The organism is Mycobacterium sp. FW102-FHT13B02 (assembly GCF_058790275.1).
On sequence record NZ_JBYTCM010000018.1, the window covers coordinates 1 to 24471 of the forward strand.

Consider the following 24471-nt stretch of genomic DNA (forward strand, 5'->3'; position numbering starts at 1 on the left):
CCGAAGATGACACGCCGCGACCCCACTCAAAACCCGAGTGCATCAACCACGCAACACAAAACGCAACAGCCACCTGCAGCGGAAAATCGTGCACAAATCACTACGCTTGCAACGAATATGACGAGTACACCTTGGACCCTGGCGGACGCGAGCCGCCAGGACGGGCGCGTCGCAGTGGTCACGGGCGCGAACAGCGGTATCGGTGTGGAGATCGCCCGAGGCCTGGCGGGGCTCGGTGCGACCGTGGTGCTGGCGTGCCGCAACGCTGATGCGGCACGCCAGGTGCAGGCCGTACTACCCGATGCGCGAACCGAATTCGCTGAGTTGGACCTGGCGGATCTGGCGTCGGTGCGGCGCTGCGCCGAAAGTCTCCGTACGCGGCACCGCAGAATCGACCTGCTGATCAACAACGCGGGCGTCATGCATCCGGTGCGCACCGAGACCATGGACGGCTTCGAGGGCGATTTCGGAGTGAATTTCCTCGGCCACTTCGCCTTCACGGGGCTGCTGCACGACCGCGCCGAGCGCATCGTGATGGTGAGCAGCCTGACCCACCGCCGCGGCGTCATCGACTTCGACGACTTGCAGAGCCACAAGAAGTTTCGCAGCGCGAAGGCCTACGCCAATTCGAAACTGGCCCAACTGCTGTTCATGTCCGAGTACAACCGGCGGCACCAGGCCATGTGTGTGGCAGCGCATCCGGGCAGCGCCAGGACGGCGATTCTCCGCGACCAGGGTTGGCAGAAACTGGCGTATCACCCGCGATTGCGGTTCTCCACGGCGTGGTTCGTGCAGGACGCCGACGCCGGGGCCCTGCCGATCCTGCGCGCGGCGACCGACGCCGGCGCTGCCGCCGGTGACTTCTACGGACCGGGTGGCCGTTTGCAGATGACGGGTGCACCGGTCAAGGTGGAACTGGCCGATGCCGCGCGCGATCCACTCGTCGCGCACCGGTTGTGGGATGCCGCGGAAGCCCTGACCGGGGTGCGGTTTTAGCGCGGTACCGCGGGCATGACCTGGTCCACGACGCGGCGCAGGTACGGCCAGGCGAGATCCGGCGGCAGGCCACCGCAGAGTGGGTGCAGCGACAGCACGCCGTCGCGCGCGATGGCGTCGATGGCCTGCTCCACCGAATAGATGCGGTGGCTGCCGTTCTCGGCGCGCAGCGCATCGACGGTCCGCGCGGCCGAGAGGCTGACGATGTGGGGGTCGTGGTGGCCGTCGGCGTAAGTCATCGCATCGTGCAACAGATACGGTCCGATCTCGTCCCAGGCCCGGTCCACGTCGTCGGCCACGAAGACGGTGGTCGGGAATCCGGGGCGGGGCGCCTGCATCCGGCCCGGTACCCGGCCTTGTCTGGCGCACTCGTCGTGATACGCCTCCGCCAGTTCCGGCAGATTGTTCTGGGCGTTGAAACCGAGACCGAAGCGGGCCGCCCGCCGCGCGGCCCGCGGAGTGCCGCCGCCGTAGGACAGGCGGACCTTGCGCTCGGGTGCGGGACGGACCAGCACACCGCGTGCGTCGTCGAAGAACCGTTCTCCGTCAAGGGCTTTCAGTAACACGGTCAGGTGTTGTTCGGCGAGTTCGCCGCGACGGCGATAGTCCACTCCGAGCGACTCGAACTCTTCGGGCCGGTAGCCCACGCCCAGCGTGTAGGAGATGCGCCCGCCACTGAGGTGGTCCAGCACACCGATGTCCTCGGCCAGTCGGACCGGGTTGTACAGCGGCAGGATCAGCGCACTCACCGCGATGGGTACCGACCTGGTGCGGGCGGCCAGCGCGGCGGCCATGGGCAACGGGCTCGGCAGGTAGCCGTCGTCGGCCGCGTGATGCTCGGACACGACCAGCAGGATCAGGCCGCGGGATTCCGCCCACGCGGCCATGTCGAGCGCAGCGGGGTACAGCGACGACGCCGGCGCGCCACCGGCCGGTGCCCGCATGTCGAACCGTAGGGTGAACACGGAACCCTAACTCGCCGTGGCCAATAGGGTCGCGAGTTCAGATTCGATGCCGGCCGTGATGGCGCTGGCGTCGAAGACGTGCCGGGAGTCGGCCGTCACCGACAGGCATAGATTGTTGTTCCAGGACATGGCGATGATGCTGGGCCCCATGCCGTGGTAGAGCGGTCCGGCCGGATGGAAGCGCAGCGCCGGCAGATTGAGGAACACCGGATCTTCGACCGCGATACCGCTGGCGTTGGACACGATGACGTTGCAGGGCCAGGAAATCCGTTCGGCCAGACCGAAGCGCTCGATGGTTCGGAACAGCAGGTTGACCGCGCGGCCGGGCGCATATTCGTTCCACTGCCGAAACAGGTTGACACCGCGCTGTTCCTGGACCGCCTTGACCGCTCGGGCGTGTTCGGCGACGGCGAGCAGCCGCTGCACCGGATCGGTCACCGTCGTATGCAGGTTGACTCGCAGCACCGTGGTGGTGCCGACGCCATCGGTCACGTAGTCGGAGGTGTCGGCAGCGCGCATCGCGTAGGGCACGGCCGCCACCAACGGCTGCTGGGGACGCTGTCCCTTCCGGCGCAGCACATTGTCCAGAGCCGATCCGACGCAGCTGAGCAGGATGTGGTTGATGGTCACCGAATGCCGCTGGGCCACCGTCTGCAGGGCCGCGAGAGGCAGGACGGCCACGGCGGCGGTCGAGGTACCCGACAACGAGCAATTGAGTGCTGTCCGGGGCACTTTCACGTCGAGGTGGCGGACAGCCCACTTGTCGCGCAAGATGCGCGCCGAGGTGGCCACGAGCCGGGGCAGTCGACGTAGGCGTTGGGCCTTGCGTGCGGCGGCATCGCGCAGGATCGCCGCCGGCCGCGCCGGAAACGTCGACGACTCGGGGACGACCTTGGCGGGCCGGGAGCTCAAATCGCCGGGGGTCATCAGGCAGCCGGTCACCTCGATCGCCGAGTCACCGTCGACGAGGAGATGATGTACCACCGAGATCAGATACGCATGTTCGGGGTCGTCGTCCTCCAGAACGTACATGTGCCACAACGGTTCCCGTCGGTCCAGGTGCATGGCGCGGACCGCGGCCAGCGCTTTCGCCGCACCGGCCGCGCCACCGGGGGCAGGCATGGGCAGGGCCGTCACGCGAGCCGCGACGTCGATCTGCGGGCGAGCCACGAGCATGGGCCGGTCCAGGTTGAACCATGGGTCGTAGAGCACTTTGCGGTACGCCGGCATGAGATGCATGCGGTTGTCGAGGGCCGACACCACGTAGTCGCGAAGGTTGCCGATCACCGAACTGCGATCGACCAGGATCAGCGACATCCCATTGCCGACCTGCAGCTCGGTCTCCTGATACAGCTGCCAGGCATCCATCCCGCTGACCCGCTCGGCGCGGGGTATCGCCGTGCTCATGCCGCCGGTGGGTAGAACTGCCGCACCCAGTGGCGGTACTTGCCGATCGGGCCGTCGCCCGGAGTCAGCTTCGGATGCTCGAGGTACACCTTGTCATCCCAGATCAACTGGTCCCGCTGCACCTCATATGCCACGACCTGGAGCACGATCCAGCCCGCCAGCCGTTCGATCGGCGCCAGCAGTGCACCTAGAAGCCGGTTTCGCACATGCCGTTTCGCCGCAATGCCGATGTAGATGTCGACGTTGCGTTCGGCCACAGGCGTGGGCAGCACCATCTGACGGACGGTCAAGCCGCCCTGGATGGCGATCTCCACCAGAGAGAACCCGAGGCCGACGAGAACCGATCTGAAGTGGAAGCTGACACCGCCGATCACCGGAATGGGTTTGGTGCCACCGTATTCGGTGTAGATGCGGGGACCGTCGATCTCCATGGGCTTGGGTACGACGAAGTCACGAAACTTATGAATGGTCGCGAAATGCGCATGGTCCAAACCGTTTTCGTTGACTTCCTGGGGGTGGGTCTTGAAGTGCAGCTTCTTGGTCGCGATCGGGTGCCAGCCCGCGTCGGCGGCGGGCAGATCGAGCTCGAACGCCGGCTGCTGTCCGGGTGGCCCGTGGTAGACCATGATCATGCCCAGGTGGTTACGGACCGGCAGCGTCTTGAGCGCCGCGCCACGCGGCGGCTCGCCGGTCGGCGTCGAGACGCACGCGCCCGACGGAGCAAATCTGAACTCGTGGAACGGGCACACCACGGCCTCGCCGTCGACCCAGCCACGTTTTCCGATGTGGGCGCCGAGGTGTGGGCAGTAGGGCTCGGCAGCGGACAGCTCGCCGGAGGCGGTCTGGAAGATGATGATCTCGCCGTCGAGGAAGCGCCGCGTCAACACGGTCCCGGGCCTGAGCTCGTGCGCGAATGCCACCGCATACCAGCTGTAGGGGTAGGGCGGAAACGCGTCGCCGGCCCGGCTGAGGCCGGTCGCTTCTGTCGTTGAGGTCATCGATGCCCTTTCGCTGTCAGCGCGGTGAAGTCGATTCCGAAGCAGATGACGCGGCGACAGCGCCCGCGATGGCCATGAGGCAACCCCGCAGGTGTCCGTAGATGTCCCCGACTACGTTCCCGCGTCCACATCGTCGTGGTTGGCTGGTGGAACATGTTCTAGTTCGCAGTAGACCACTAGTCGAACAGCTGTCGCAAGTGAACCGAAAGACTCTGTCGCACACGTAAATTAACGGCAGAAGACGAGGGTACTGGGCAGTAATACTGCCAATTGCCGGACAGGGGCCGGCTTGTGTGTTAGGCGTTGACTCTGCTGGCCTTCGCGCGGGCGGACCACCGGCCGTGGTCGTAGCCGACCTCGACAGGGTGTGAAAAGGCATCTGACACATGATCGGTCGTCAAGGTCTCGATGGCGGGGCCTGCTGCGACCGTGCGGCCGCCCGAGATCAACAGGGCGTGGGACGTGGAGGTCGGCAGTTCCTCGAGGTGATGCGTCACCAGAATCGACGCCATTTCGGGATGTGAATGCTCCAGTGCATCAAGGGTTTCCAGCAACTGCTCACGGGCCGCCACGTCGAGGCCGGTGGTCGGCTCGTCGAGCAACAGCAGTCGGGGCTCGGCGATCAGGGCGCGGGCGATCAGGGTCCGGCCCCGTTCACCCTGCGATAGCGTCGGCCACGCCGCATCGGCCCGGTGGGTCAGCCCCACGGTCCCGATCAACTCGTCGGCGCGGGCGATGTCTTCGGCGGTCGGCGTCCAGCGAGCGGCGATGTCGATGGTGCCGGTGATGCCGGTCAGTACCACCTCGCGCACCATCAGCGGGTACTGCAGCCGGTGCCGGGGGTTAACGTGGCCGATGGACCGGCGCAGCGGTGCCAGGTCGGTGCGGCCCATCTGCGCGCCCAGGACCTGCACGATTCCGGTCGTCGGAAACGTCACCGCGCCGCAGAAACCCAGCAGCGTGCTCTTGCCGGCACCGTTGGGACCGAGCAGTGCCCAGTGCTCACCTTCCTGCACCGTCAGTGAGATGCCGTCGATGATCTGCTTGCCTTCGCGGCGGAAGGTCACGTCGTCGAGTTCGAGGACCGGGGTCATGAGAATGATTCCTTCAGGGTGCTCAGATGGGTGCGACTGGCCGCGGCGGCCGCGGCAGTGTCGCGCGCGACGATCGCGTCGGCGAGTTGCTGATGCAGGTCGTGGTCGCACGGCTCTGATGGGACTGGGCGGATTTTGAGCATGTCGATCATCGCCAACCGCAGCCGGGGGAGGAATGCGTCGAACAACTGGATCAACACGTCGTTGTGCGCAGCGGCGATCACGGCCCGGTGAAAAGCCATGTCTGCGTCCACATGTTCGGGGACTGACTGGCCGGCGACCCCGCGGGCCGCGAGGGTCCGTCGGATGGTGCGCAAGTCGGCAGGGGTACGACGGGTCGCGGCCAGCGCGGCGCCCTCGGCCTCGATGGCGATGCGGGCCTCGATCACCGAGGCGATGTTGGCACTGCGCAGCACGGTGTCCCAATCGTCGGTGACATCGAGGGCGGTGACGAACACGCCGGCGCCCTGACGGCTGTCGAGGACGCCTTTTCCGGCCAGTTCCCGGATGGCCTCCCGCAGAGTGGAGCGTCCCACGCCGAGCTGCGCGGCCAAGGTGATCTCGCCTGGAAGGCGTTGTCCCAGTGCCCATTCGCCATCTTTGATGCGCGTCAGCAGCAGCTGTGCGGCTTGTGCCGCCAGCGGTTGACGCTGTACCTGCGAGACCATGAAACCTCTCTACTTGTCTGAGGAGTTGTGTATAGTCTAACCATCATGACGCGCGTGCTCCTCCTTGGCTGCCGCGGCGGGGTCTGAAACGACCGGCCCCCTGCCGTGGGGCTCTGTCGCGACCGGTCACTTCAGCAACCGACCGAAAGCAGACCACTCATGAGCACCTCCTGGAACCGTCAACAACCGTCACCGATGCCCTGGCACCGCTACACCGATGTCTTCAACCGCGTGGACATTCCGGTGGCCCAAAGGGATTGGCCCAGCAAGCGAATCACCACCGCGCCGTTGTGGGTGCCCGTCGACCTGCGCGACGGCAACCAAGCGCTGGCCGAGCCGATGGACCCCGATCGCAAACGCGAATTCTTCGAACAGCTCGTCGCCATCGGTTATAAGGAGATCGAGGTCGGTTACCCGTCGGCGTCGGCGACCGACTTCGACTTCGTGCGGTTGTTGGCCGAGACCGACATTGCGCCACCGGATGTCACCATCGCGGTGTTCACCCCGGCCCGGCGCGACCTGATCGAGCGCACGGTCGAATCGGTGCGGGGCATGCGCAACGACGTCGTCATCCACATGTACACCGCGACGGCGCCCACGTGGCGAAATACCGTGCTGGGCAGAGACCGAGACGAACTGCGCAGCCTGATCCTGCACGGCGCGCTCGATGTGCTGACGCTGACGGATGGCCTGCCGAACATCCGATTCCAGTTCTCTCCGGAGGTGTTCAACCTCACCGAAGCCGACTATGTGCTGGAGATCTGCGATGCCGTGACACAGCTGTGGGACGCCACCGAGCAGCGGCCGGTGATCCTGAATCTGCCTGCCACCGTAGAGGTCGCGACGCCCAACGTGTACGCCGACCAGATCGAGTACATGCACCGGAACCTGGCCCGGCGGGGCGCGGTGATCCTGTCCGTGCACCCGCACAATGACCGCGGGACCGGGGTGGCCTGCGCCGAATTGGCCGTGCTCGCCGGCGCACAACGCGTCGAGGGCTGTGTCTTCGGCAACGGCGAGCGCACCGGCAATGTCGATATCGCCACCCTGGCCCTGAACCTGTACGCCCAGGGTGTCGACCCGATGATCGACTTCTCCGATATCGACGCGGTCGCCCGCACCGTCTCGCACTGCACCCGGATGCCCATCCACGATCGGCATCCATATGTCGGCGACCTGGTGCATACCGCGTTTTCGGGCACGCATCAGGATGCGATCAAGAAGGGCTTGATCGAACATCGCGCCCGGGCCACTGCGGAGCGCAAATCGGAGCGCGAAATCGATTGGCGGGTGCCTTATCTGCCGATCGATCCGGCTGATATCGGACGCAGCTACGACGCCGTCATCCGGGTCAACTCACAGTCGGGCAAGGGCGGCATCGCCTACCTGTTGCACACCGGATACGGGCTGGACCTGCCGCGGCGGCTGCAGATCGACTTCGCCCGGCACGTGCAGGCCCATACCGACGGCAGCGGTGCCGAGGTGACCGCGGCGGAGCTGTACGACCTGTTCGAGGCCACCTACCTGGACCACAGGGGTCCGGTTGAGCTCAAGGACTGGCACGCGAGCAGCGACGAGACCACCGAGATCACGCTGACCGTCAACGGGATGGCCCACACCAGCGCACATCGCGGCGTCGGACCGGTCGCGGCGCTGACCCAGGCGCTGGCCGACGTGGGCCGTCCGGTCGAGATTCTGGGCCTGACCCAGCAGTCCATCGGTGCCACGGCGGTCACCTACCTGGAGCACCGCGGCGGCTGGTCCTGCGGTCGCAGCGATTCCGTGCTCACCGCGTCACTGGCGGCGGTGATCCGGGCGGCCAACGAAGCCCCCAACTGATGCATCGCCGGCTATTGCGGCCGCAGCATCCTGAAGATCGAGTCGGGCCGTATCTCGGCGTAATTGGCCGGCCCGCCGGCGCGCAGGATCGGGTGCGCGGCTGCGGTGTCGTAGATACCGTTGACGAGCATGCGCTGGTCAATGTGTACAGCTACGACCTCGCCGATCACCAGCCACGTCTGAAGCGCTTGACGTTCGGCAGACTGCAGCTGAACCAGTTGGGTGAGTCGACATTCGAAGTTCACCGGACTTTGGAGGACACGATCCGCGCGTACACGGCGCGCCGGCACAGGAGTCAGACCGCCATGGATGAATTCGTCGGCTTCTGACGGCAGCGTTGCCGAGGTCGCATTCATCGCCTCGGACAGGTCTTTGGTGGCAAGGTTCCAGACGAATTCTCCCGTGGCTTCGATGTTCGCGACGGTGTCCTTCCATCCGATGGAGGAGAATCCGACAAGCGGCGGGGTGTAGTTGAACGCGTTGAAGAAACTGTAGGGTGCCAGGTTTCGCGTTCCGGAGGCGCTGGTCGACGAGATCCATCCGATAGGTCGGGGCCCCACGATCGCATTGAACGGATCGTGGGGTAGCCCGCTGCCTTCGGCGGGCTCGTAGTAGTGAGCGTCGTCGCGGGCCATCGTGTTGGTCAACCTCGATTCGATGTAAGGGATGGGATGGCGTTCATTGTCGGTTGGCGGCCCGCCGGAGTGCCCGCACCACGCTGTTTTTGCCGAGATCGATCTTGTATGCGTTCTGGCTCAGCGCGGCGGTCCCGTTCATCGCCGCCTCGGCGGCCCGCCGAAACGTCGTGGTATCGGCAATCTCTCCAACCAATGCCACTTCGGCGTCGGGGGACCGCCATGGTTTGGCGGCGACGCCGCCTAAGGCGAGGGCAGCCGAGGTGATGATTCCGTCGTCGATCGTCATGCCGACCGCCACAGAGACGAGGGCGAAGGCGTAGCTGTGGCGGTCGCGCACCTTGAGATACCAACTGTGGAAGGCGTATTCGGAGGGCGGCAGCTCGATACCGACGATCAGCTCACCCGGATGCAGCACGTTGTCCTGCTCGGGGTGATCCCCAGGAAGCCGGAAGAACTCGGCCAGTGCGATGCTGCGGGAGCTTTCGCGCGACCGCACGTGCACGACGGCGTCGAGGATTGCGAGTGCCACCGCCATATCGGACGGGTGTACCGCGACGCACGAGCGGCTCGCGCCGAAAAGCGCGTGCTCGCGGTTGAACCCGTCGAGCGCAGCGCACCCGGAGCCGGGCACGCGCTTGTTGCATGCCGGGAACGTGACATCCATGAAGTACGGGCAGCGGGTGCGCTGCATGAGATTGCCGCCGGCAGTGGCCATGTTTCGCAGCTGTGTGGTCGCTCCGGACAGGATTGCATGTGACAGCACGGGGTACCTCGTGCGGATCAGGTGATGGTTCGCGATCGCGCTGTTCGTTACGCCCGAGCCGATCAGGACGCCGCCGCTGTCGGTGGCGGTGATCTCGTCCAGGCCCAGCTTACCGACGTCGATCAACGACGATGGCTGTGTGACGCCGCGTTTCATCAGATCGAGCAGGTTCGTGCCGCCGGCGTAGTAGCTGCCGCCGGTAATGCCCGCGACGGCAAGAGCGGCGTCGACATCGCGCGCGCGGTGGAAGTCGAATGTCTTCATCTGCCACACTCGTGCAGGCATGACGCGATCGCATCCACAATGTTGGGATAGGCGCCGCAGCGGCAGATGTTTCCCGCCATCCGTTCGCGAATCTCATTGTTAGACAGGGCCTCGGGGCCCTTGGCAAGATCGCTGTACGGGCCGTCGAAGGATGCGGCGGACAGGTCACCACGGGCGTGCTCACCGAGAAGCGCATGCGCAGAGCTGATCTGGCCGGGCGTGCAGTAGCCGCATTGGAATCCGTCGTGGTCGACGAATGCCTGTTGCAGCGGATGAAGCTGCTCGCCCTCGGCGATGCCTTCAATGGTCAGGACGGTGGCCCCGTCGATCGACACGGCGAGCGTCAGACAGCTCACCACGCGCCGGCCGTTGACGCTCACCGTGCACGCGCCACAAAGGCCGTGGTCGCAGCCCTTCTTGGTTCCGGTGAGCTGGATACGTTCGCGCAGCAGGTCGAGCAGCGTCGACCGAACGTCGGTTTGTACGGAGACCGGAACACCGTTGATCAACAGTTCGACAGAGTGCGGTGGTGAGTTGCCGGCCGTCATGATGTTGGCTCCTTGAGTGTATCGCTGAAGGGGGACAACAGATTTTCGACAGTGATGGGCAGGTCGTACAGTCGTCGACCTGTGGCGTGGTACACAGCATTTGCGATTGCGGCGGGCACACCGCAGATGCCGATCTCGCCGATGCCGCGAGCACCGAATGCCGTCAGGTGGCTGTCGGCACCGTCGATGAAGCTGATGTCGAAGGCCGGTATGTCGGCGTGGGTGGGCAGGTAGTACTCGCCCAAGGGATGACCGGTTCCGGGGGCGTAAGGCACCTGCTCCATCAGCGCCATGCCGAGCCCGAAGGTGATGCCACCGATCACCTGACTACGTGCGAGCATCGGGTTGATGACCCGTCCGCAGTCCATCACCGCTACCCACCGCGTCACCGATGCTCGCCCGATTTGTTCGTCCACCTCCACCTCGCAGAAGTGCGCTCCGAAAGACTGTGACACTGGCCCATTTTCGGGTGCCCCATCGCTGCCGGTGGTGAAGGACAACTGGTCGAGCAGGGCGCTGTCGGCTGTCGCGAGTAGGGACGCGACGGGGATACCGGGCCGTGCCGGCTGGACGCTGACGATCTGACCGCCCAGGATGTCCACCGTGGTCAGATCGCATCCGGCATGCGGTGAGCTCTCGTCGGTGACGACGTATTCGAGCACCCGACGCTTCCATTCGCGGGCAGCCTCGAACACCGCCGAGCCGACGGCGGCGGTGGTTTGCGATGCTCCGCTATAGGGTGCCGTGGGGAAGTCCGAGTCGCCAGAAAAGAATGCGATCTGCGACAGATTCAAACCGGCGGCGTCCGCGGCGATCTGGGTCATGGCAGTCCGCACGCCGGTGCCAACTTCGTGGGTGGCAGAAGAGAATTCAACGGTGCCGCCGCGTCTGGTGCGTACGTGGCAACCGGCCGGCATCCGGCGCCCCGGATAGGTGGCGGTGGCCATGCCCCAACCGACGAGCACGCCGTCGCGCCGCAGCGAGCGGGGTTGGTGCGGTCGATGCTCCCAACCGAAGCGATCGGATCCTTGCCGGTAACACTCGAGCAGGTGCTCGTCGGACCAGGGCCGTCCGCTGGCTTGATCTCTGCCGGCGTAGTTGGCAATCCGCAGTTCCAGCGGATCGATGCGCAGTGCATGGGCGAGCTCATCCATGGCGACTTCGAGGGCGAACAACCCCGGCGCTTCGCCGGGTCCGCGCATGAAGCACGGTGTGGGTCGGTTCACTCGGGCAACGGTGTGCGACACCACCATTCGCGGTGATTGATAGAGGAACCGCGTCGACAACCCGGCCGGTTCGCAGAAGTGGCCGACGGTGGACGTTTCAGTGAGGGTATGGTGCTCGATGCTGGTCAACCGAGCCTGAGCGTCGGCGACCAGTCGCAGATGTTGTTCGGTGCGGGGACGGTGTCCGGTCGAGGTGAACATCTGGTCGCGGCTGACGACCAACTTGACGGCCCGCCCCGTCATTCGTGCCGCCGCGGCGCACAGCGCGACGTGCATCCACATGAAACTTTTTGAGCCGAAGGCGCCTCCGACCAGTGGAGCGACGATCCGGATGTGGTCGACGGAGATGCCCAGATAGGTTGCCAGTGTTTGTCGTTCACCGTCGATCCATCGGGTGCTGTCGTACACGGTGAGGTGATCCCCGTCCCAGGTGGCGATCGTCGATGCCAGCTCGATGGGGTAGTGGGCGTTCTCCGATGTGGTGTAGCGCGACGAGATTCTCATTCCCTCGACCGGTTCGTCGGCAGGACCGCGGTGGTCTTGGAGTTTCTCTTCCGGCAGTTTCACGAAATGGTCGGGCTGGTACACCCCTGCGCGCACAATCCGACCGTCGCCGTGGTTCCGGTCTTCGGGCTGGTCGAGCACCTCACGAGCCGTCAGTACGGCGGGCAGCTCGTCATAGGTCAGGTCCATCAACGACGCGGCGAACTGCGCATTTTCCAGGGTGTCGGCGACGACGACGGCCAGATGCTGGCCGCGGTGCTGGACCGTCAGATCTGACAGTGGTGGCCGGCGTTCCAACGGCAGGTCCCAGGTGAGAACCTCGGGAAGCATTTGTAGGGAAGGACAATTCAGCGGTGACAAAACGCAGACCACCCCTGCTGCGGTCTCGGCGCGGGAGATGGCGGCTACCAGCGAGTCGCGGGTGACGTGCCCGTGCGAAATCTCCGACTGCACCAGAACCGCATGCTGCACCCCGGGTAGCGTGGTGTCGGCCGCGTAGCGTGCTCGACCGGTCACCTTGTCATTGCCCTCGACCCGGTTGAGTGGTCGCCCGATCGCCTCGGTCCAGCGTTCGCGATCGGCGCTCACAGGTGGAGGATCCGTTCCGCGTTTCCCGAGGCCAGCTGAGCCAGCTCTGCTGCCGGAATGGGTAGTCGGCGAAGAAATTCCGCTCCGGACAGGGGAGACCGGTAGGGGTAGTCCACTGAGTACATGATGTGGTCGGCACCCATCACGTCGCGTGCACACATGAAGGGCGGTGCCGTGAAATAGCCGCTCGTGGTGATGGTGAAGTGATCCAGGAAATATTCACTGATGGGGCGTTGCAGTCCCGTCACGGACGACGGCAACCCGTCTTGGGCGCGCAGCAAGCTGTACGGGAGGTGTTCCCCGAGATGCCCGATGATCAAGCGCAACTTCGGGAAGCGGTCGAGCACACCGGCGAGAATGATACGCAGACAATGTAATCCGAGTTCCGCGTGCCAGGTGTACGCAGCGGTGGCCAGGAAGTAAGCAGCGCTGTCGGGCAGGCCGGCGGTATAGATGTCCCGGACAGCGCGAGGCGGTGGCGACGGATGGAGGTACAGCGGCACTCCCAGTTCCGAGGCGGCCTCGAAGATCGGGGTATAGCGCTGATCGTCGAGAAAGGAGCCGCCTGTGGTGCCGTCGAGAAATCCGCCCAGGCAGCCTAATTCACGTACCCCACGGCGCAGTTCATCGGCCGCCTGCTCAGGTTGCCGGAGCGCGAGGCTCGCGAACATGCGCAAACGGCCCGGGTGCCTGCGGGTCGCGGCGTGTGCCGTGTCGTTGGCGTCGCGGACCAGTGCGGTTGCATCGGCGGGTATCAGTCGGTGCTGACCGCCGGCGGCCAGGGACAGCACCTGAACGTCGACACCGCCTGTGTCCATGGCGGCGATCCGGGAGTCATCGAGATCGAGTAAGGCTGCCCGCAATGTGGGTGAGTGCGCGGCGGGCGGCAGGAACTTTTCTGTGGCCGCCAGGTACTCCGCGGTGGTGTAGTGCTCTTCGAGCGCGACCACCCGAACATCGACGGCGTCGGCACTCGCCGGCGACGGATACACCGTGATCGTCATGCCACCTCCTGGCTCGGGGAGCGGTAATGGGCGATGGACGTCGCCCATGCCACCGTTGCAGGACGGCGTGGGTCGCGTCATCAGTCAGCTGACTGGCATTGCCGACTGAACGGGTTTCGCTCAGTCATCAAACTGATGGCGAGGGCAGCTGCGTCGGCTATACAGAAGTGACAACAACGCAAGCGAGGACAAGCGATGATGCCTACTGTTGCCGACCACGTCATTGCCACACTGCAGGCCAGCGGGGTGGACCGGGTGTTCGGTCTGCCCGGCGACAGTCTCAACGGATTCACCGATGCGATCCGGCGGGCCGACGGATTCGCTTGGGAGCATGTGCGTCACGAGGAAGTGGCCGCCTTCGCCGCCGCGGGTTTCGCCGCCGTGACCGGTCAGTTGGCCGTGTGTGCGGGTAGTTGCGGTCCAGGAAATCTGCACCTGATCAACGGTTTGTTCGATGCGCAGCGCAGTCGCGTACCGGTGCTCGCCATTGCCGCCCACATTCCCGCCGCCGAGATCGGTTCTCAGTACTTTCAAGAAACCCACCCGCAAGAATTGTTCCGCGAGTGCAGCGTCTTCTGTGAAATGGCCGGTACCCCGGAGTCCGCGATGCGCGTGCTGCAGATGGCTATGCGCGCAGCGATCGAGGAACAGGGAGTGGCAGTGGTTGTCATCCCAGGTGAGGTGTTCCTGCACAGGCTGCGCGATCCGGCCCGCGTCCGCCCGGTATTGCCGACCCGGCCGATCGTGCGGCCGGACGACACCGCGCTCGCGGCCGCGGCCGCGATTCTCAACCAGTCGGCCAGAATCACGATTCTCGCGGGCGCCGGCGCAGCGGGGGCGCACGAGCAGTTGGTTGAGTTGGCGGGAACGCTCAAGGCGCCGGTGGTGCATGCCCTACGCGGCAAAGAGTATGTCGAGTACGACAATCCGTACGACGTGGGCATGACCGGACTGCTGGGGTTTGCCTCCGGCTACAAGGCCATCAAGGAAGCAGATGTGCTCCTGATGCTCGGTACCGATTTCCCGTACCGCCAGTTCTATCCTGAGGATGCGATCGTCATCCAGGTCGATATTCGGGGCCGGCATCTCGGCCGCCGCACACCGATCGATCTCGGGCTTGTCGGCACGGTACGAGACACCCTCATCGCGCTGCATCCGATGTTGGCAGCGAAAACGGATCGAACTCACCTCGACCGTGCACTCGGCCATTACCGTCGGACGCGCGAGCGGCTCGATTCGCTTGCCGTCAACGACCACAACCGAACCCCGATCCGTCCGGAATACGTCGCCGCCATGGTCAACCGGCTGGCGGCGACCGATGCGGTCTTCACAGTCGACGTTGGATCACCAGTCGTGTGGGCGGCGCGCTACCTGACGATGAACGGTCGACGGCGGCTCATCGGCTCCTTCAACCACGGCACCATGGCCTGTGCGCTGCCGCTTGCTATCGGCGCACAAACAGCCGACCGGCACCGCCAAGTCGTCGCGCTCGCGGGCGATGGTGGTCTGACCATGCTGTTCGGCGAGCTGATCACCCTGGTGCAGAACCGATTACCGGTCAAGCTGATCGTGTTCAACAATTCCTCGCTGAACTTCGTGGAACTGGAGATGAAGGCAGCAGGGATCGTCACATTCGGCACAGACCTGCACAACCCCGATTTTGCGGAGGTCGCTCGCACGTGTGGCCTGTTCACCCGCCGTGTCGAGCATCCTGCCGAGTTGGAGTCGGCGATCACCGACGTGCTTGCGCACGACGGGCCGGCTCTCGTCGACGTGGTGACAGCACGCAACGAACTGACCATCCCGCCGGCGATCACCGCGGAACAAGCAAAAGGCTTCTCCCTGTATGCGATTCGTACCGTTCTTGCCGGCCATTCGGACGAGCTCCTCGATCTGGTCACCACCAATGTGGCGCGAAGAATCCTCGACTGATCCCGGGACCAGCGTCTACGGGGCTGTGCGCTTACCGGTCGCTCGCGCGTGCGGTGAGGTGTTCGTCCACCCAGTCGCTGAACGTCTGCCATCCGATCTCCGGGTAGCGCCGATGCAAGTCGGCGATGTCGGCGCTGTAACCGTGCACGGACAGAAAGCTGAACATGGCCCGCATATCGGCGGAGGCGATTCGGGACGGCTCGTAAGTGACCAGCTCGATCGGATAGCCCAACGCATGCTCAAGGGCGGCGGTCATCTGGAGTGGCGTCGGTGCGTCGGACGCTACGTCGATGCGCAGCCCCATGAACCGTTGTGGCTCTTGCAGGATCGCGGCGACGAATCGACCCAGGTCGCGCCGCGAAAGCTGCTGCAGCGGTGTGGTCGTCGGCAACGGCAACGAGAATTGACCCGATCGGAGCTCGTCGATCCCGCCGAGCATGTTGTCGTAGAAGTAGGTCGGACCGACGATGGTGTGGGGCAGACCCGACGCGGTGAGCGTTTCTTCGATCTTGGCCTTGCTGTCGAAATGCGGTATCCCGGTGTGCTGGTCGGCGTCGGACACTGATGCGTAGACCAGATGGGGGACTCGGGCCTGCACTGCGGCACCGATGATGTGCAGACCTTGGGCCACTTCGATATCGGGGCCCTCCTCGAACGGCGTGGTGACCGCGAAGACCCCGGTGACGCCGGTGAAGGCAGCGGTGAGGGCTCGTTCGTCGCCAAGATCGGCCGCAGCGATCTCGATGCCCTCCTGTGAGAGTTTCTGGGCGCGCGGCGACTGGGGGTTACGCGCGATGGCGCGCACACGTAGGCCACGCTCGACCAGGGCGCTGACCACGGCACCACCCGTCGCCCCGGTGGCACCGATTACCGCGTAGGTCTGAGCCATGTTGTTCTCCTTGCTCATGCGGACCGACGTTTCAGTACGTAGACGTGTTCGCCGTCGAGAACCAGTTCGCCGCGCTGATTCCTCACGGACACAGCAGCTTTGACCCGCCCCTCGCTGTCCTGGGGAATCAGTTCAGTGATCCGCAGCTGTGAGTAGAGGGTATCCCCGGCGTGCACTTCGCCCAGAAAACGGCACGCCAGACTGTCGAATCGGACGAATACGTCACCGATTACGTGCGGGAACAGCGTCGCCCCGGGCGCGGTGAAGGCCAACACCTGCAAACCATGCACGACCGGCGCCGAATGACCATGAGTCCGAGCCCATTCCACGTCGTAGTGCACAGGGTGGTTGTCGGCTGAGATCGCTTGGAAGGCCGACCCGTGGGCGTCGGTCACAGTGCGGCTGGGGGCGCGGAACACCTCGCCGACCTTCAGTTCCTCGAATGTTCGTGCGGGCACCAGCCGATGTTCGTTCGGATCGAATATGTCGATCCCGTCGGCATCGGACATGACATCTCCTTTGGTTATCGCGTACGACGGTTGGTTACAGGTAGCCGTGTGAGCTGTGCAGTTCGAGGCCTGAAAACCCGCCGCGGCGGTACGCCGACCAGCCCGACAGACAGCATGATCCTCCGGTCGCTGACCCATCTGGCCGGTTCGCTTGCATACATGTCGAGTCTGCAAGAAGTGCCGGGCGCCGTCATCAGTCACATGACTGGGCTCGCGCAGATGACCGGTCGGCGAAAACGAGACCGGCGTAGTGTTCTCGACACCGAAGGCCCCGTCGATTGGGAGGATGCCGTGAGTCGAGACGTGGTGCTGGACCCAGCGATCGCGCGTCTGGTCGCCGCCATGGCCACGCCCCCGACGCTGGGGCAGCTGGGGCCCGACGACGGTCGGCTGGCACTACGGGAAGCGCAGCAAACCGTCATCGAACAGCGGGGGACGACGGCCCGGTTCCACACAGCGCCGGTGGGTCCGTCTGGGTTGGTCGGTTTTTGGCTGGTGCGACCGGAGCACGAGAACGGTCCGTTGCCGACGGTGCTGTACATCCACGGTGGGCGATTCATGTTCGGCGACGCGGACACTCACGGGCGGGTCGTCGGAGCCATCGCCACGCGCTGCCGTGCCGCGGTCCTGGTTCCCGAATACACTCGGGCGCCGGAGGCGCGGTACCCGGTTGCTCTGGAGGAATGCTATGCAGCGCTGCTGTGGGTCCGTGACAACGCGGAGTCTCTGGGTGTCGATGCGAAAGTGATTGCGCTGGCCGGTGACTGCGCGGGCGCGACGATCGCGGCGGCGGTGGGCATGCTGTGCAAGTCTCGCGGTGGTCCGCGGCTCCGCGCCCAGCTGCTGTATTACCCGCCGACTGATGCACGGTGTGAATTCCCGTCCCACAACGCCTATGCAGAGGGCTATCTGCTGACCAGCGATGAACAGGCCTGGTATTGGGATCAGTACTGCGACAGTGATGTTGATTGCCCCACAGTGTCCCCGGTTCGCGCACCGGTGGCGGATCTCAGGGGGCTGCCGCCGACATTGATTATCACCGCCGAGGCCGATGTGGTGCGCGATGAGGCCGAAGCGTTTGGCGAACTGCTGCGCGAGGCGGGTGTGCCGGTCACCTGCACCCGTTATCTGGGCACGGTCCACGATTTCGTCGTGCTCAGTCAGCTCAGCGACACACCGTCTGCTCGGGCCGCGCTGGAGCAGGGCGTGCGATTCCTGGACGAAGCGATACAGCGATGAGAAGACGCCGCCTGATTATGCTGCGCAGGAAGCGGTTTCCCGAATGACACTCACCCATCCACAGTCGCCAATCGTCGGGCGCGGTCAGCTGATCGGTCTCATGACCGAGGTGGCCTCTGGTGTTGCGGGCGCGCCTCAGGCAGTGATTCTGGTCGGCGAACCGGGTATTGGTAAGTCGACGCTGCTGCGCCACACAGTGGCATCGCTGCGGCCACAGCGCGCCACTGTGCTCTTCGCCGGGGGTTCTGAGCCGGACCATGTGCGCCCCTTCACTGCGTTGACCGAGCTGCTCTGGCCCATCGCCGAGCGGATCGCGGACCTGCCGACACCATTGCGGGATGTGCTGCAGGACATCGTCAACGGCGGTGTCGGTGCCGCTGGGCATGGCCCGGCGCTGGTTCCGCAGGCGGTGCTGGCGCTGTTGGCGGTCGTCGCTGTCGATCGGCCACTGGTGATGGTGCTCGATGACTTCGACCGATTCGAACCAGACTCCCGCCAGGTACTCACCTATGTGATCGGCCGGATTCCGCACCTTGCGGTTCGGTTGCTGATCAGCGCGCGGCAGGTGGACCAGCTCAACGGTCTCGACCGTTCCTTCCGGGTGGTTGAGGTTCCGCCCCTGACCGATGCCGCGGCCGCGGAACTGATCGCGACTCAGTCGCTGGCGCCTGACGCGAGCGTCCGCGGTGAGATCATCCGCTGGTCCGACGGTAATCCATTGGCCCTGATCGAATCAGCCCGGTTCTATGGCAAGACCGGTTCGGTCAGGTTCCGGGGTAACCACATGGTCGGTTCCGGGTTTGCGCACGCGTTGTTCGCCGCGCAACTGTCGGAGCTGCCGCCCGATGCGCGGCGGCTGACATTGTTCGCCGCCGCGGGGGCCGGCTACGAGACGATTGACACCATCACGGCCGCAGCCGGTTTCGGTGCGGACCTGTGGCGGTGGGAGCCTGCCATGGAACGGTCCCTGGTGCGCGTGACCGAGGACCGTCGTGTGCAGTTCAGTCACGCCTTGCTGCGCAGTGTGGCCTACAGCGAAGGGGATTTGGCCGATCGCCGCACTGCCCATATTGCGCTTGCGGCTTCGCCGCAACTGGATGTGGCTTGCCGCGCTTGGCATCTGGCAGCTGCGGCGGCTGGTCCGGACGAGACCGTGGCATCCCTGTTGGAGCAGGGCGCGGAGCGTTCGCGGCAGCGCGGCGGCTATCTCGAGGTGGCCAGGGCGCTGCAGCGGTCCGCTGAATTGAGCCCTGGTGCCGACGACGCGGCCCGGCGGTTCACGCTGGCCTCGGTGGCGGCCAACTTCGGCGGTGACCCGTCGTGGGCGCTGTCTCTCAATGCCAGTGCCGTCCAGCGCGCGGAGGACCCGGAGATCGTCGGTCACGCAGCGTTGACTCGTGCCTCGGTGCTGCTGCAATCAGGGCGGCCGGCGGAGGCGGCCGAACTGATTCGCAGTACGCTCGACGGCGCGCCGCCGTCCAACTCGCGCCTGCGGCTGGCATTGATGTACACCGGCGCGTCATCGGCGTACTACTCCGGGGAACTGGCGCACCGGAGCCGCCTTGGCCGCTGGCTGCAGGACTCCGCTCTCGATGTATTGGGGGAGAGCGTAATTCCGACGCCTTTCCCGGCCGAAGCAGGGCCTGTGCAACGGGCGTATATCGCCATGTACGCGCAAAGTGCGGGTAGCGCCCACGATCGTCCAGGGCCATGGGATCGGCGTTGGCTGCATCCCATGCCGGCTCCCGTCGAACCGTTTCGGCGTCTCGTAGTGGGAGCAATGGCGTATGCCACGGAGGACAGTGCCCTCGCGGTCACCGAATTGCGGGAAGCCGTCGAGCAGCTCAAAGCAGCCGGAGGACTGCGCGGCTTCACCTTCGCCATCGCGCCACTGGCGTGGGGACTACACGACACCGGGCGGTGGTCAGAACTGCGGGCACTGCTTGACGAGACGGAGGCCTTGTGCGCGGTCTATGACCTGGCGTTGCTTCATGCCGAAAGCAACGTCGTGCGCGCCCATCTGTTGTCCTGCTGTGGTGACACGGATCCGGCGGACGCTGCCATCGACGCAGCATCTCGTCTCATCGGCGAAAAATGTGGCACCGCAACCAGAACCGCACTGACATGGGCCACGGGGCGCAGCGCGCTGGCCCGCAGCGAGTTCGATTCTGCCTATCGGGCCTTGCGACAAATGTTCGATGCAGACGGGGAGCCGACTCATTTCGTCGTGTCCCATCGCGCCATGGCCGACCTGGCCTGGGCCGGCGCACGCAGCGGCCACTTGGAAGAGGTACGGCCTCTGGTGGCTTCGATCGGGCGGCAGCTAGGGTCGAATCCTCCTGTGCGGCTGCGCCTTCTGCGGCACCAGGCACTCGCCCTGACCGCGACCACCCATCTGGCGGAACGGCACTTCCGCCTCGCGATCTTCGACCCGGCCGGCGATCAGTGGCCAATGGAACGCGCACGAGCGCGTCTGCATTACGGCGAATGGCTTCGCCGGGTGCGCCGACCAGCCGAAGCTCGTACCCAGCTCACCGCCGCCCTCGAAGTGTTCGATCGCCTGGGTGCGGTGCCGTACGCGCAGATCGCGCGCGCCGAACTCCGCGCCGCCGGCGTGACGGCGCCGGTTGCCGGCGCCGTTGCCGGCTTGGATTCGCTGACGGCGCAAGAACGTCAGATCGTGTCGATGGCGGCCTCCGGGCTGACCAATCCCGAGATCGGCCAACGACTCAATCTGTCGCCGCGAACCATCGCCTCCCACTTGTACAACGTCTATCCCAAACTGGGCGTCAGCCGGCGTCACCAACTTCGCGATCTGTTGGGGGATTAGTGGGTACTGGGGTCGGTGATGATTTCGACCATGGCCGGTCCGCGGTGGCTGAGTGCCTCCGCGATGGCCACGGAGACTTCCGCCGGATCTGTGACGCGACGACCATAGCCGCCGCAGCTCGCCGCGTACGCGGCGAAGTCCGGATTGAGCAGTGACGTCTGCCAGACCGCGTACTCGGCCCCGCGCTGTTCCTCGCTGATCTTGGCGAGTTCGCCGTTGTTGAGCAGGATGTGCGTGATGTTCATGTCGTACTTGACCGCCGTCGTGAAGTCGGCAAGGTACTGACCGAAGCCGCCGTCTCCGGTGATCGCGACGATCGGACGGTCCGGCGTGGCCGCCCACGCACCCATTGCAGCAGGGAAACCGAACCCGATCGAACCGAGATACCCGGACATGAGCACCGACTGCTCCGTGGTTTCGAAGTAGCGCCCGAACGAGTAGGCGTGATTGCCGACATCGACCGCCACGACGGCATTCGCCGGGACCAGGCGGCTCAATTCATCGAAAACGGTTGCGGCAGCGACCCGTCCGTCCGGATGCTTGACGGCGCGGCGAGCTTTCTCCGTACGCCAGACGGACCAGCGTTCGGCGATCTCCGGGCGTTGGTCGACCAGCGCCCGGTTCGGGCGAAGGCCTTGCACAACGGCGGAAGCGGTAACGCCCACGTCGCCGAGTACCGGGACCGTCACCGGACGGAACCGGCCGAGCATCATAGGGTCGGTGTCGACCTGGATGATCGGCTTGTACGGCGAGATCCCGGTGTGGTTCGAGAATGATGCGCCAAAGACCAGGAGCAGGTCGGCCTTGTTCATCATCCACGACGCGACGGGCGTGCCCGACCGGCCGTGCACGCCGCATGCGAGTGGGTGTGTGTCGGAGATCTGTCCCTTGGCCTTGAATGTGGTCAGCACGGGCGCGTTCAAACTCTCCGCCAGCGCGATGACCGCCGGCATGTCGAACTTCGCGCCGGCGCCGACGATGATCAGCGGTCGGGTCGCCGTGGCGATGAGCTCGAGTGCCTGGTCGAGTGCGGCTGCCGGAGGCGATACCCGAAGGTCGGGCATTCGACCTTCGGGCCCAGAGGCTTTCTGGTTCGGGGCCTCGAGAATCTGTACCTCGTCGGGGAGGACGAGATGGCCCACACCGCGCTCGAGGATCGCGTGTTTCAGAGCCATGGTCATCAGTTCGGCGTGGTCGGAACCGGAGCGCACCATGGCCGAGTACGCCGCGACGTCGGCGAATGCCGCGAGCAGGTCGATGTCCTGGAAAGCGCCTTTGCCGGCGACCGAGGAGTCCACATTGCCCGACAGCGCCAGCACCGGAGCGCGGTCGGATTTGGCGTCGTACAAGCCGGTCAACAGGTTGGTCGATCCGGGACCGGCGATGCCGAAACATGCGGCGGGCCGACCGGTGAGCTTGCCGTAGGCGGCCGCGGCGAACGCCGCGGCACCTTCGTGTCGGATACCGAAATACCGCAGTTTGCCATCCGTTTCGGCTCGGTGCATCGCCTCGGCGAGCCCGAGATTCGAGTGACCGACCATGCCGAACACGGTGTCGACACCCCAGTTGGTCATGGTCTCTACGAGTACATCGCTCACCGTGCGTGGGTGTGTGGTGGCGGGCGGGGTACCGACGTAGACGCCGTCCTCACGCACCTCCACCGGATACGTGCGCACGTTGAAATCGGGGCCGCCCGCAGCTTCGCCGGTGAACGGATCGAAGTCGAAACCGTGCCAGGGGCAACGGATTTTGTCGTTCTCCAATGTGCCCTGGCCGAGCGGACCACCCTGGTGGGGACACCGGTTGTCGATAGCTCCGTAGCGGCCGTCGAGCTTGGTGAGCGCGACGGTCTTGAGGCCGACGGGGCACATCGCCACTTCGCCGTCGTCGAGTTGGCCGGCATCGACTGCCTTGTGCCAGTTGAGATCCTGATCGTTCACAGTGGGATGGCTCCTGCGTAGGGGACTCCGCTCAGGTAAGCGAAATCGCGATCAAAGGTGACGATGTCATCGATGTTGAAGTCCGCCAGATTGCGGTGGCCGCAGGCGCGGGCCAGGACGACCATCAGATCGACGGTTGAGCGCAGGAACCGGTTCAACCGTTCCGCACCCGCCGGTACCGGCAACCGTGCGCGCAGGCGCGGATCTTGGGTGGCGATACCAGCCGGACAGCTGTTGGTGTTGCAGGCGCGCATTCCGACGCATCCGATGGCTTGCAGCGCGGCGTTGGAAAGCGCAATGGCATCGGCCCCCAAAGCCAATGCCTTGACCATGTCGGCCGGAGTGCGGATACCGCCGGTGATGACCAACGTGACGTGGTCGGCTTGTGAACGGTCGAGGTGCCTGCGTGCGCGGGCCAGCGCCGGGATGGTTGGCACTGAGATATTGTCGCGGAAAATCGTTGGGGCGGCGCCGGTTCCACCACCTCGGCCGTCGAGGATGATGTAGTCGACCCCGATCTGCAGCGCAGCGTCGATATCGCGTTCGATGTGCTGGGCGCTCATCTTGTATCCCACCGGGATGCCGCCGGAGACTTGGCGCACTTGCGCCGCGCATTCTTCGAACGGCTGCAAAGATGTCCAGTCGGGGAACCGCGCCGGGGAGACAGCCGCGGTCCCCGGGGGTAGCCCGCGAACCTCGGCGATCCGGCCGATCACCTTGTTACCCGGCAGATGACCGCCCGTCCCGGTCTTGGCGCCTTGCCCGCCCTTGAAGTGAAACGCCTGTACCTCGCGGACCCGGTCGAGGCTCCACCCGAATCTGCCGGATGCGAGCTCATAGAAGTACTTTGAATTCTGTTGCTGCTCTTCGGGAAGCATGCCACCTTCGCCTGAGCAGATACCCGTTCCGGCCAGCTCCGCACCGGCGGCCAGAGCAGTCTTGGCTTCCTGGGACAGGGCGCCAAAGCTCATGTCGCTGACGAACAACGGGATGTCCAGGACCAGCGGCCGCCGCGCTGCCGGCCCGATCACTGTCTGGGTGTTCACCGGTTCGTCGTCGAGCAGTAGCAGCCGCGCCAGTTGGGCGGTGAGAACCTGGATCGAGTCCCATGACGGGAGTTCGTCGCGCGGGACGCCCATGGCTGCAGTCGGACCATGTGCGCTGTTCAATCCGTGTGCGGCCCACTGATGGATCTGCGTGACGAACGGTTCCTCTGCGCTGTCGGCCGGTTTGATCCACTGGCCTTGATATCCGTCGTCGTCATAGGTCGGCGGGTTGGCCCGGGCGTACGCGTCGACTGCGGCGTGGTCGACGTAGACCGCTCCGTTCGACACCCACACGGGAAACGTCGCCAGCGTCACGGCGGGATTGACCGGCGCGACCCCGGTCTCGATCTCGTAGCGCCAGCCGTGCAGACCACACACCAGCAGGTCACCCTCCACACGGCCGTCAGACATCAGGGCACCGCGGTGAGCGCAGCGCCCATACAGCGCCCTGACCTCGTCGCTCTGCCGGACCAACACGAGGTCGACACCGAAGACACGGACGGCGTGCGGTATGTCCTCGGTCAGATCATCGAGCGACGCAACCCGTACCGCCTTTGGCGAATCAGAGGACATTGGTGTGGGGT

At 65.2% G+C, this 24471-nt stretch carries 19 protein-coding genes; 5 read left to right on the forward strand and 14 right to left on the reverse strand.

The features are described from left to right. Nucleotides 1-117: 117 nt before the first annotated feature. Nucleotides 118-996 (forward strand): oxidoreductase, encoded by an 879-nt coding sequence (locus tag AC3WTE_RS24190; protein WP_492441591.1) that lies wholly within the window; start codon nucleotides 118-120, stop codon nucleotides 994-996. On the opposite strand, the gene AC3WTE_RS24195 is transcribed toward AC3WTE_RS24190, so the two are convergent. The 5 genes from AC3WTE_RS24195 to AC3WTE_RS24215 form a co-directional block, all read right to left on the reverse strand. Further along, entirely contained in the window at nucleotides 993-1961 is a 969-nt protein-coding gene (locus tag AC3WTE_RS24195; protein ID WP_492441593.1) for an LLM class flavin-dependent oxidoreductase, read from the reverse strand. The genes AC3WTE_RS24190 and AC3WTE_RS24195 overlap by 4 nt on opposite strands. Before the next feature lie 6 nt (nucleotides 1962-1967). Further along, entirely contained in the window at nucleotides 1968-3368 is a 1401-nt protein-coding gene (locus AC3WTE_RS24200; protein ID WP_492441595.1) for a wax ester/triacylglycerol synthase domain-containing protein, read from the reverse strand. Next, nucleotides 3365-4366 carry a Rieske 2Fe-2S domain-containing protein gene (locus AC3WTE_RS24205; RefSeq protein WP_492441597.1) on the reverse strand — a complete coding sequence of 334 codons (1002 nt, stop codon included), beginning with the start codon at nucleotides 4364-4366 and terminating at the stop codon, nucleotides 3365-3367. Before AC3WTE_RS24205 ends, AC3WTE_RS24200 begins: the two co-directional genes overlap by 4 nt. A 296-nt stretch (nucleotides 4367-4662) precedes the next feature. Beyond that, a complete protein-coding gene (locus AC3WTE_RS24210; RefSeq protein ID WP_492441599.1) occupies nucleotides 4663-5460 on the reverse strand; it encodes an ABC transporter ATP-binding protein in 798 nt (265 codons plus the stop codon). Beyond that, nucleotides 5457-6128, reverse strand: a complete 672-nt coding sequence (locus AC3WTE_RS24215) for a FadR/GntR family transcriptional regulator (RefSeq protein WP_492441601.1) — start codon at nucleotides 6126-6128, stop codon at nucleotides 5457-5459. The genes AC3WTE_RS24210 and AC3WTE_RS24215 overlap by 4 nt, the downstream gene beginning before the upstream one ends. A 195-nt stretch (nucleotides 6129-6323) precedes the next feature. Between AC3WTE_RS24215 and AC3WTE_RS24220 the strand changes: the two genes are divergently transcribed. Beyond that, nucleotides 6324-7967: a 2-isopropylmalate synthase gene (locus AC3WTE_RS24220; RefSeq protein WP_492441764.1), complete on the forward strand. Its 1644-nt coding sequence runs from the start codon at nucleotides 6324-6326 to the stop codon at nucleotides 7965-7967. A gap of 11 nt (nucleotides 7968-7978) precedes the next feature. Here the strand turns inward: AC3WTE_RS24220 and AC3WTE_RS24225 are convergent, their stop codons facing one another. The 5 genes from AC3WTE_RS24225 to AC3WTE_RS24245 are packed head-to-tail and all read right to left on the reverse strand — an operon-like array spanning nucleotide 7979 to nucleotide 13502. Next, entirely contained in the window at nucleotides 7979-8602 is a 624-nt protein-coding gene (locus tag AC3WTE_RS24225; protein WP_492441603.1) for a flavin reductase family protein, read from the reverse strand. A gap of 43 nt (nucleotides 8603-8645) precedes the next feature. Next, nucleotides 8646-9632: an FAD binding domain-containing protein gene (locus AC3WTE_RS24230; protein WP_492441766.1), complete on the reverse strand. Its 987-nt coding sequence runs from the start codon at nucleotides 9630-9632 to the stop codon at nucleotides 8646-8648. Beyond that, nucleotides 9629-10180 (reverse strand): (2Fe-2S)-binding protein, encoded by a 552-nt coding sequence (locus AC3WTE_RS24235; protein WP_492441605.1) that lies wholly within the window; start codon nucleotides 10178-10180, stop codon nucleotides 9629-9631. The genes AC3WTE_RS24230 and AC3WTE_RS24235 overlap by 4 nt, the downstream gene beginning before the upstream one ends. Next, nucleotides 10177-12498 (reverse strand): xanthine dehydrogenase family protein molybdopterin-binding subunit, encoded by a 2322-nt coding sequence (locus tag AC3WTE_RS24240; RefSeq protein ID WP_492441607.1) that lies wholly within the window; start codon nucleotides 12496-12498, stop codon nucleotides 10177-10179. Before AC3WTE_RS24240 ends, AC3WTE_RS24235 begins: the two co-directional genes overlap by 4 nt. Then, the gene (locus AC3WTE_RS24245; RefSeq protein ID WP_492441609.1) at nucleotides 12495-13502 is read right to left on the reverse strand and encodes an amidohydrolase family protein; all 1008 of its coding nucleotides are present in this window, start codon (nucleotides 13500-13502) and stop codon (nucleotides 12495-12497) included. The genes AC3WTE_RS24240 and AC3WTE_RS24245 overlap by 4 nt, the downstream gene beginning before the upstream one ends. Nucleotides 13503-13700: 198 nt before the next feature. Here AC3WTE_RS24245 and poxB point away from each other — a divergent pair, with 198 nt between their 5' ends. Further along, a complete protein-coding gene (poxB, locus tag AC3WTE_RS24250) occupies nucleotides 13701-15434 on the forward strand; it encodes a ubiquinone-dependent pyruvate dehydrogenase (RefSeq protein WP_492441767.1) in 1734 nt (577 codons plus the stop codon). Nucleotides 15435-15465: 31 nt separating this feature from the next. On the opposite strand, the gene AC3WTE_RS24255 is transcribed toward poxB, so the two are convergent. Together AC3WTE_RS24255 and AC3WTE_RS24260 are read right to left on the reverse strand one after the other, a co-directional pair. After that, nucleotides 15466-16323 (reverse strand): NmrA/HSCARG family protein, encoded by an 858-nt coding sequence (locus AC3WTE_RS24255; protein WP_492441611.1) that lies wholly within the window; start codon nucleotides 16321-16323, stop codon nucleotides 15466-15468. A gap of 14 nt (nucleotides 16324-16337) precedes the next feature. After that, nucleotides 16338-16832 (reverse strand): MaoC family dehydratase, encoded by a 495-nt coding sequence (locus tag AC3WTE_RS24260; RefSeq protein ID WP_492441613.1) that lies wholly within the window; start codon nucleotides 16830-16832, stop codon nucleotides 16338-16340. A 291-nt stretch (nucleotides 16833-17123) separates the two neighbouring features. On the opposite strand from AC3WTE_RS24260, the gene AC3WTE_RS24265 reads away from it, so the two are divergent. After that, a complete protein-coding gene (locus AC3WTE_RS24265) occupies nucleotides 17124-18071 on the forward strand; it encodes an alpha/beta hydrolase (protein WP_492441614.1) in 948 nt (315 codons plus the stop codon). A 43-nt stretch (nucleotides 18072-18114) separates the two neighbouring features. Next, nucleotides 18115-20901 (forward strand): helix-turn-helix transcriptional regulator, encoded by a 2787-nt coding sequence (locus AC3WTE_RS24270; RefSeq protein ID WP_492441616.1) that lies wholly within the window; start codon nucleotides 18115-18117, stop codon nucleotides 20899-20901. On the opposite strand, the gene AC3WTE_RS24275 is transcribed toward AC3WTE_RS24270, so the two are convergent. Further along, nucleotides 20898-22841 (reverse strand): thiamine pyrophosphate-dependent enzyme, encoded by a 1944-nt coding sequence (locus AC3WTE_RS24275; RefSeq protein ID WP_492441618.1) that lies wholly within the window; start codon nucleotides 22839-22841, stop codon nucleotides 20898-20900. The genes AC3WTE_RS24270 and AC3WTE_RS24275 overlap by 4 nt on opposite strands. Beyond that, on the reverse strand, nucleotides 22838-24460 hold the full coding sequence (locus AC3WTE_RS24280; RefSeq protein WP_492441620.1) for a glutamate synthase-related protein: 1623 nt from the start codon (nucleotides 24458-24460) through the stop codon (nucleotides 22838-22840). The genes AC3WTE_RS24275 and AC3WTE_RS24280 overlap by 4 nt, the downstream gene beginning before the upstream one ends. Nucleotides 24461-24471 lie beyond the last annotated feature (11 nt).

Coding starts and splice junctions, on each gene's coding strand:
- AC3WTE_RS24230 (WP_492441766.1), bottom strand. CDS start 9,632: ATGAAGACATTCGACTTCCACCGCGCGCGCGATGTCGACGCCGCTCTT.
- AC3WTE_RS24190 (WP_492441591.1), top strand. CDS start 118: ATGACGAGTACACCTTGGACCCTGGCGGACGCGAGCCGCCAGGACGGG.
- AC3WTE_RS24260 (WP_492441613.1), bottom strand. CDS start 16,832: ATGTCCGATGCCGACGGGATCGACATATTCGATCCGAACGAACATCGG.
- AC3WTE_RS24280 (WP_492441620.1), bottom strand. CDS start 24,460: ATGTCCTCTGATTCGCCAAAGGCGGTACGGGTTGCGTCGCTCGATGAT.
- AC3WTE_RS24235 (WP_492441605.1), bottom strand. CDS start 10,180: ATGACGGCCGGCAACTCACCACCGCACTCTGTCGAACTGTTGATCAAC.
- AC3WTE_RS24225 (WP_492441603.1), bottom strand. CDS start 8,602: ATGGCCCGCGACGACGCTCACTACTACGAGCCCGCCGAAGGCAGCGGG.
- AC3WTE_RS24220 (WP_492441764.1), top strand. CDS start 6,324: ATGCCCTGGCACCGCTACACCGATGTCTTCAACCGCGTGGACATTCCG.
- AC3WTE_RS24205 (WP_492441597.1), bottom strand. CDS start 4,366: ATGACCTCAACGACAGAAGCGACCGGCCTCAGCCGGGCCGGCGACGCG.
- AC3WTE_RS24200 (WP_492441595.1), bottom strand. CDS start 3,368: ATGAGCACGGCGATACCCCGCGCCGAGCGGGTCAGCGGGATGGATGCC.
- poxB (WP_492441767.1), top strand. CDS start 13,701: ATGCCTACTGTTGCCGACCACGTCATTGCCACACTGCAGGCCAGCGGG.
- AC3WTE_RS24215 (WP_492441601.1), bottom strand. CDS start 6,128: ATGGTCTCGCAGGTACAGCGTCAACCGCTGGCGGCACAAGCCGCACAG.
- AC3WTE_RS24270 (WP_492441616.1), top strand. CDS start 18,115: ATGACACTCACCCATCCACAGTCGCCAATCGTCGGGCGCGGTCAGCTG.
- AC3WTE_RS24255 (WP_492441611.1), bottom strand. CDS start 16,323: ATGGCTCAGACCTACGCGGTAATCGGTGCCACCGGGGCGACGGGTGGT.
- AC3WTE_RS24210 (WP_492441599.1), bottom strand. CDS start 5,460: ATGACCCCGGTCCTCGAACTCGACGACGTGACCTTCCGCCGCGAAGGC.
- AC3WTE_RS24245 (WP_492441609.1), bottom strand. CDS start 13,502: ATGACGATCACGGTGTATCCGTCGCCGGCGAGTGCCGACGCCGTCGAT.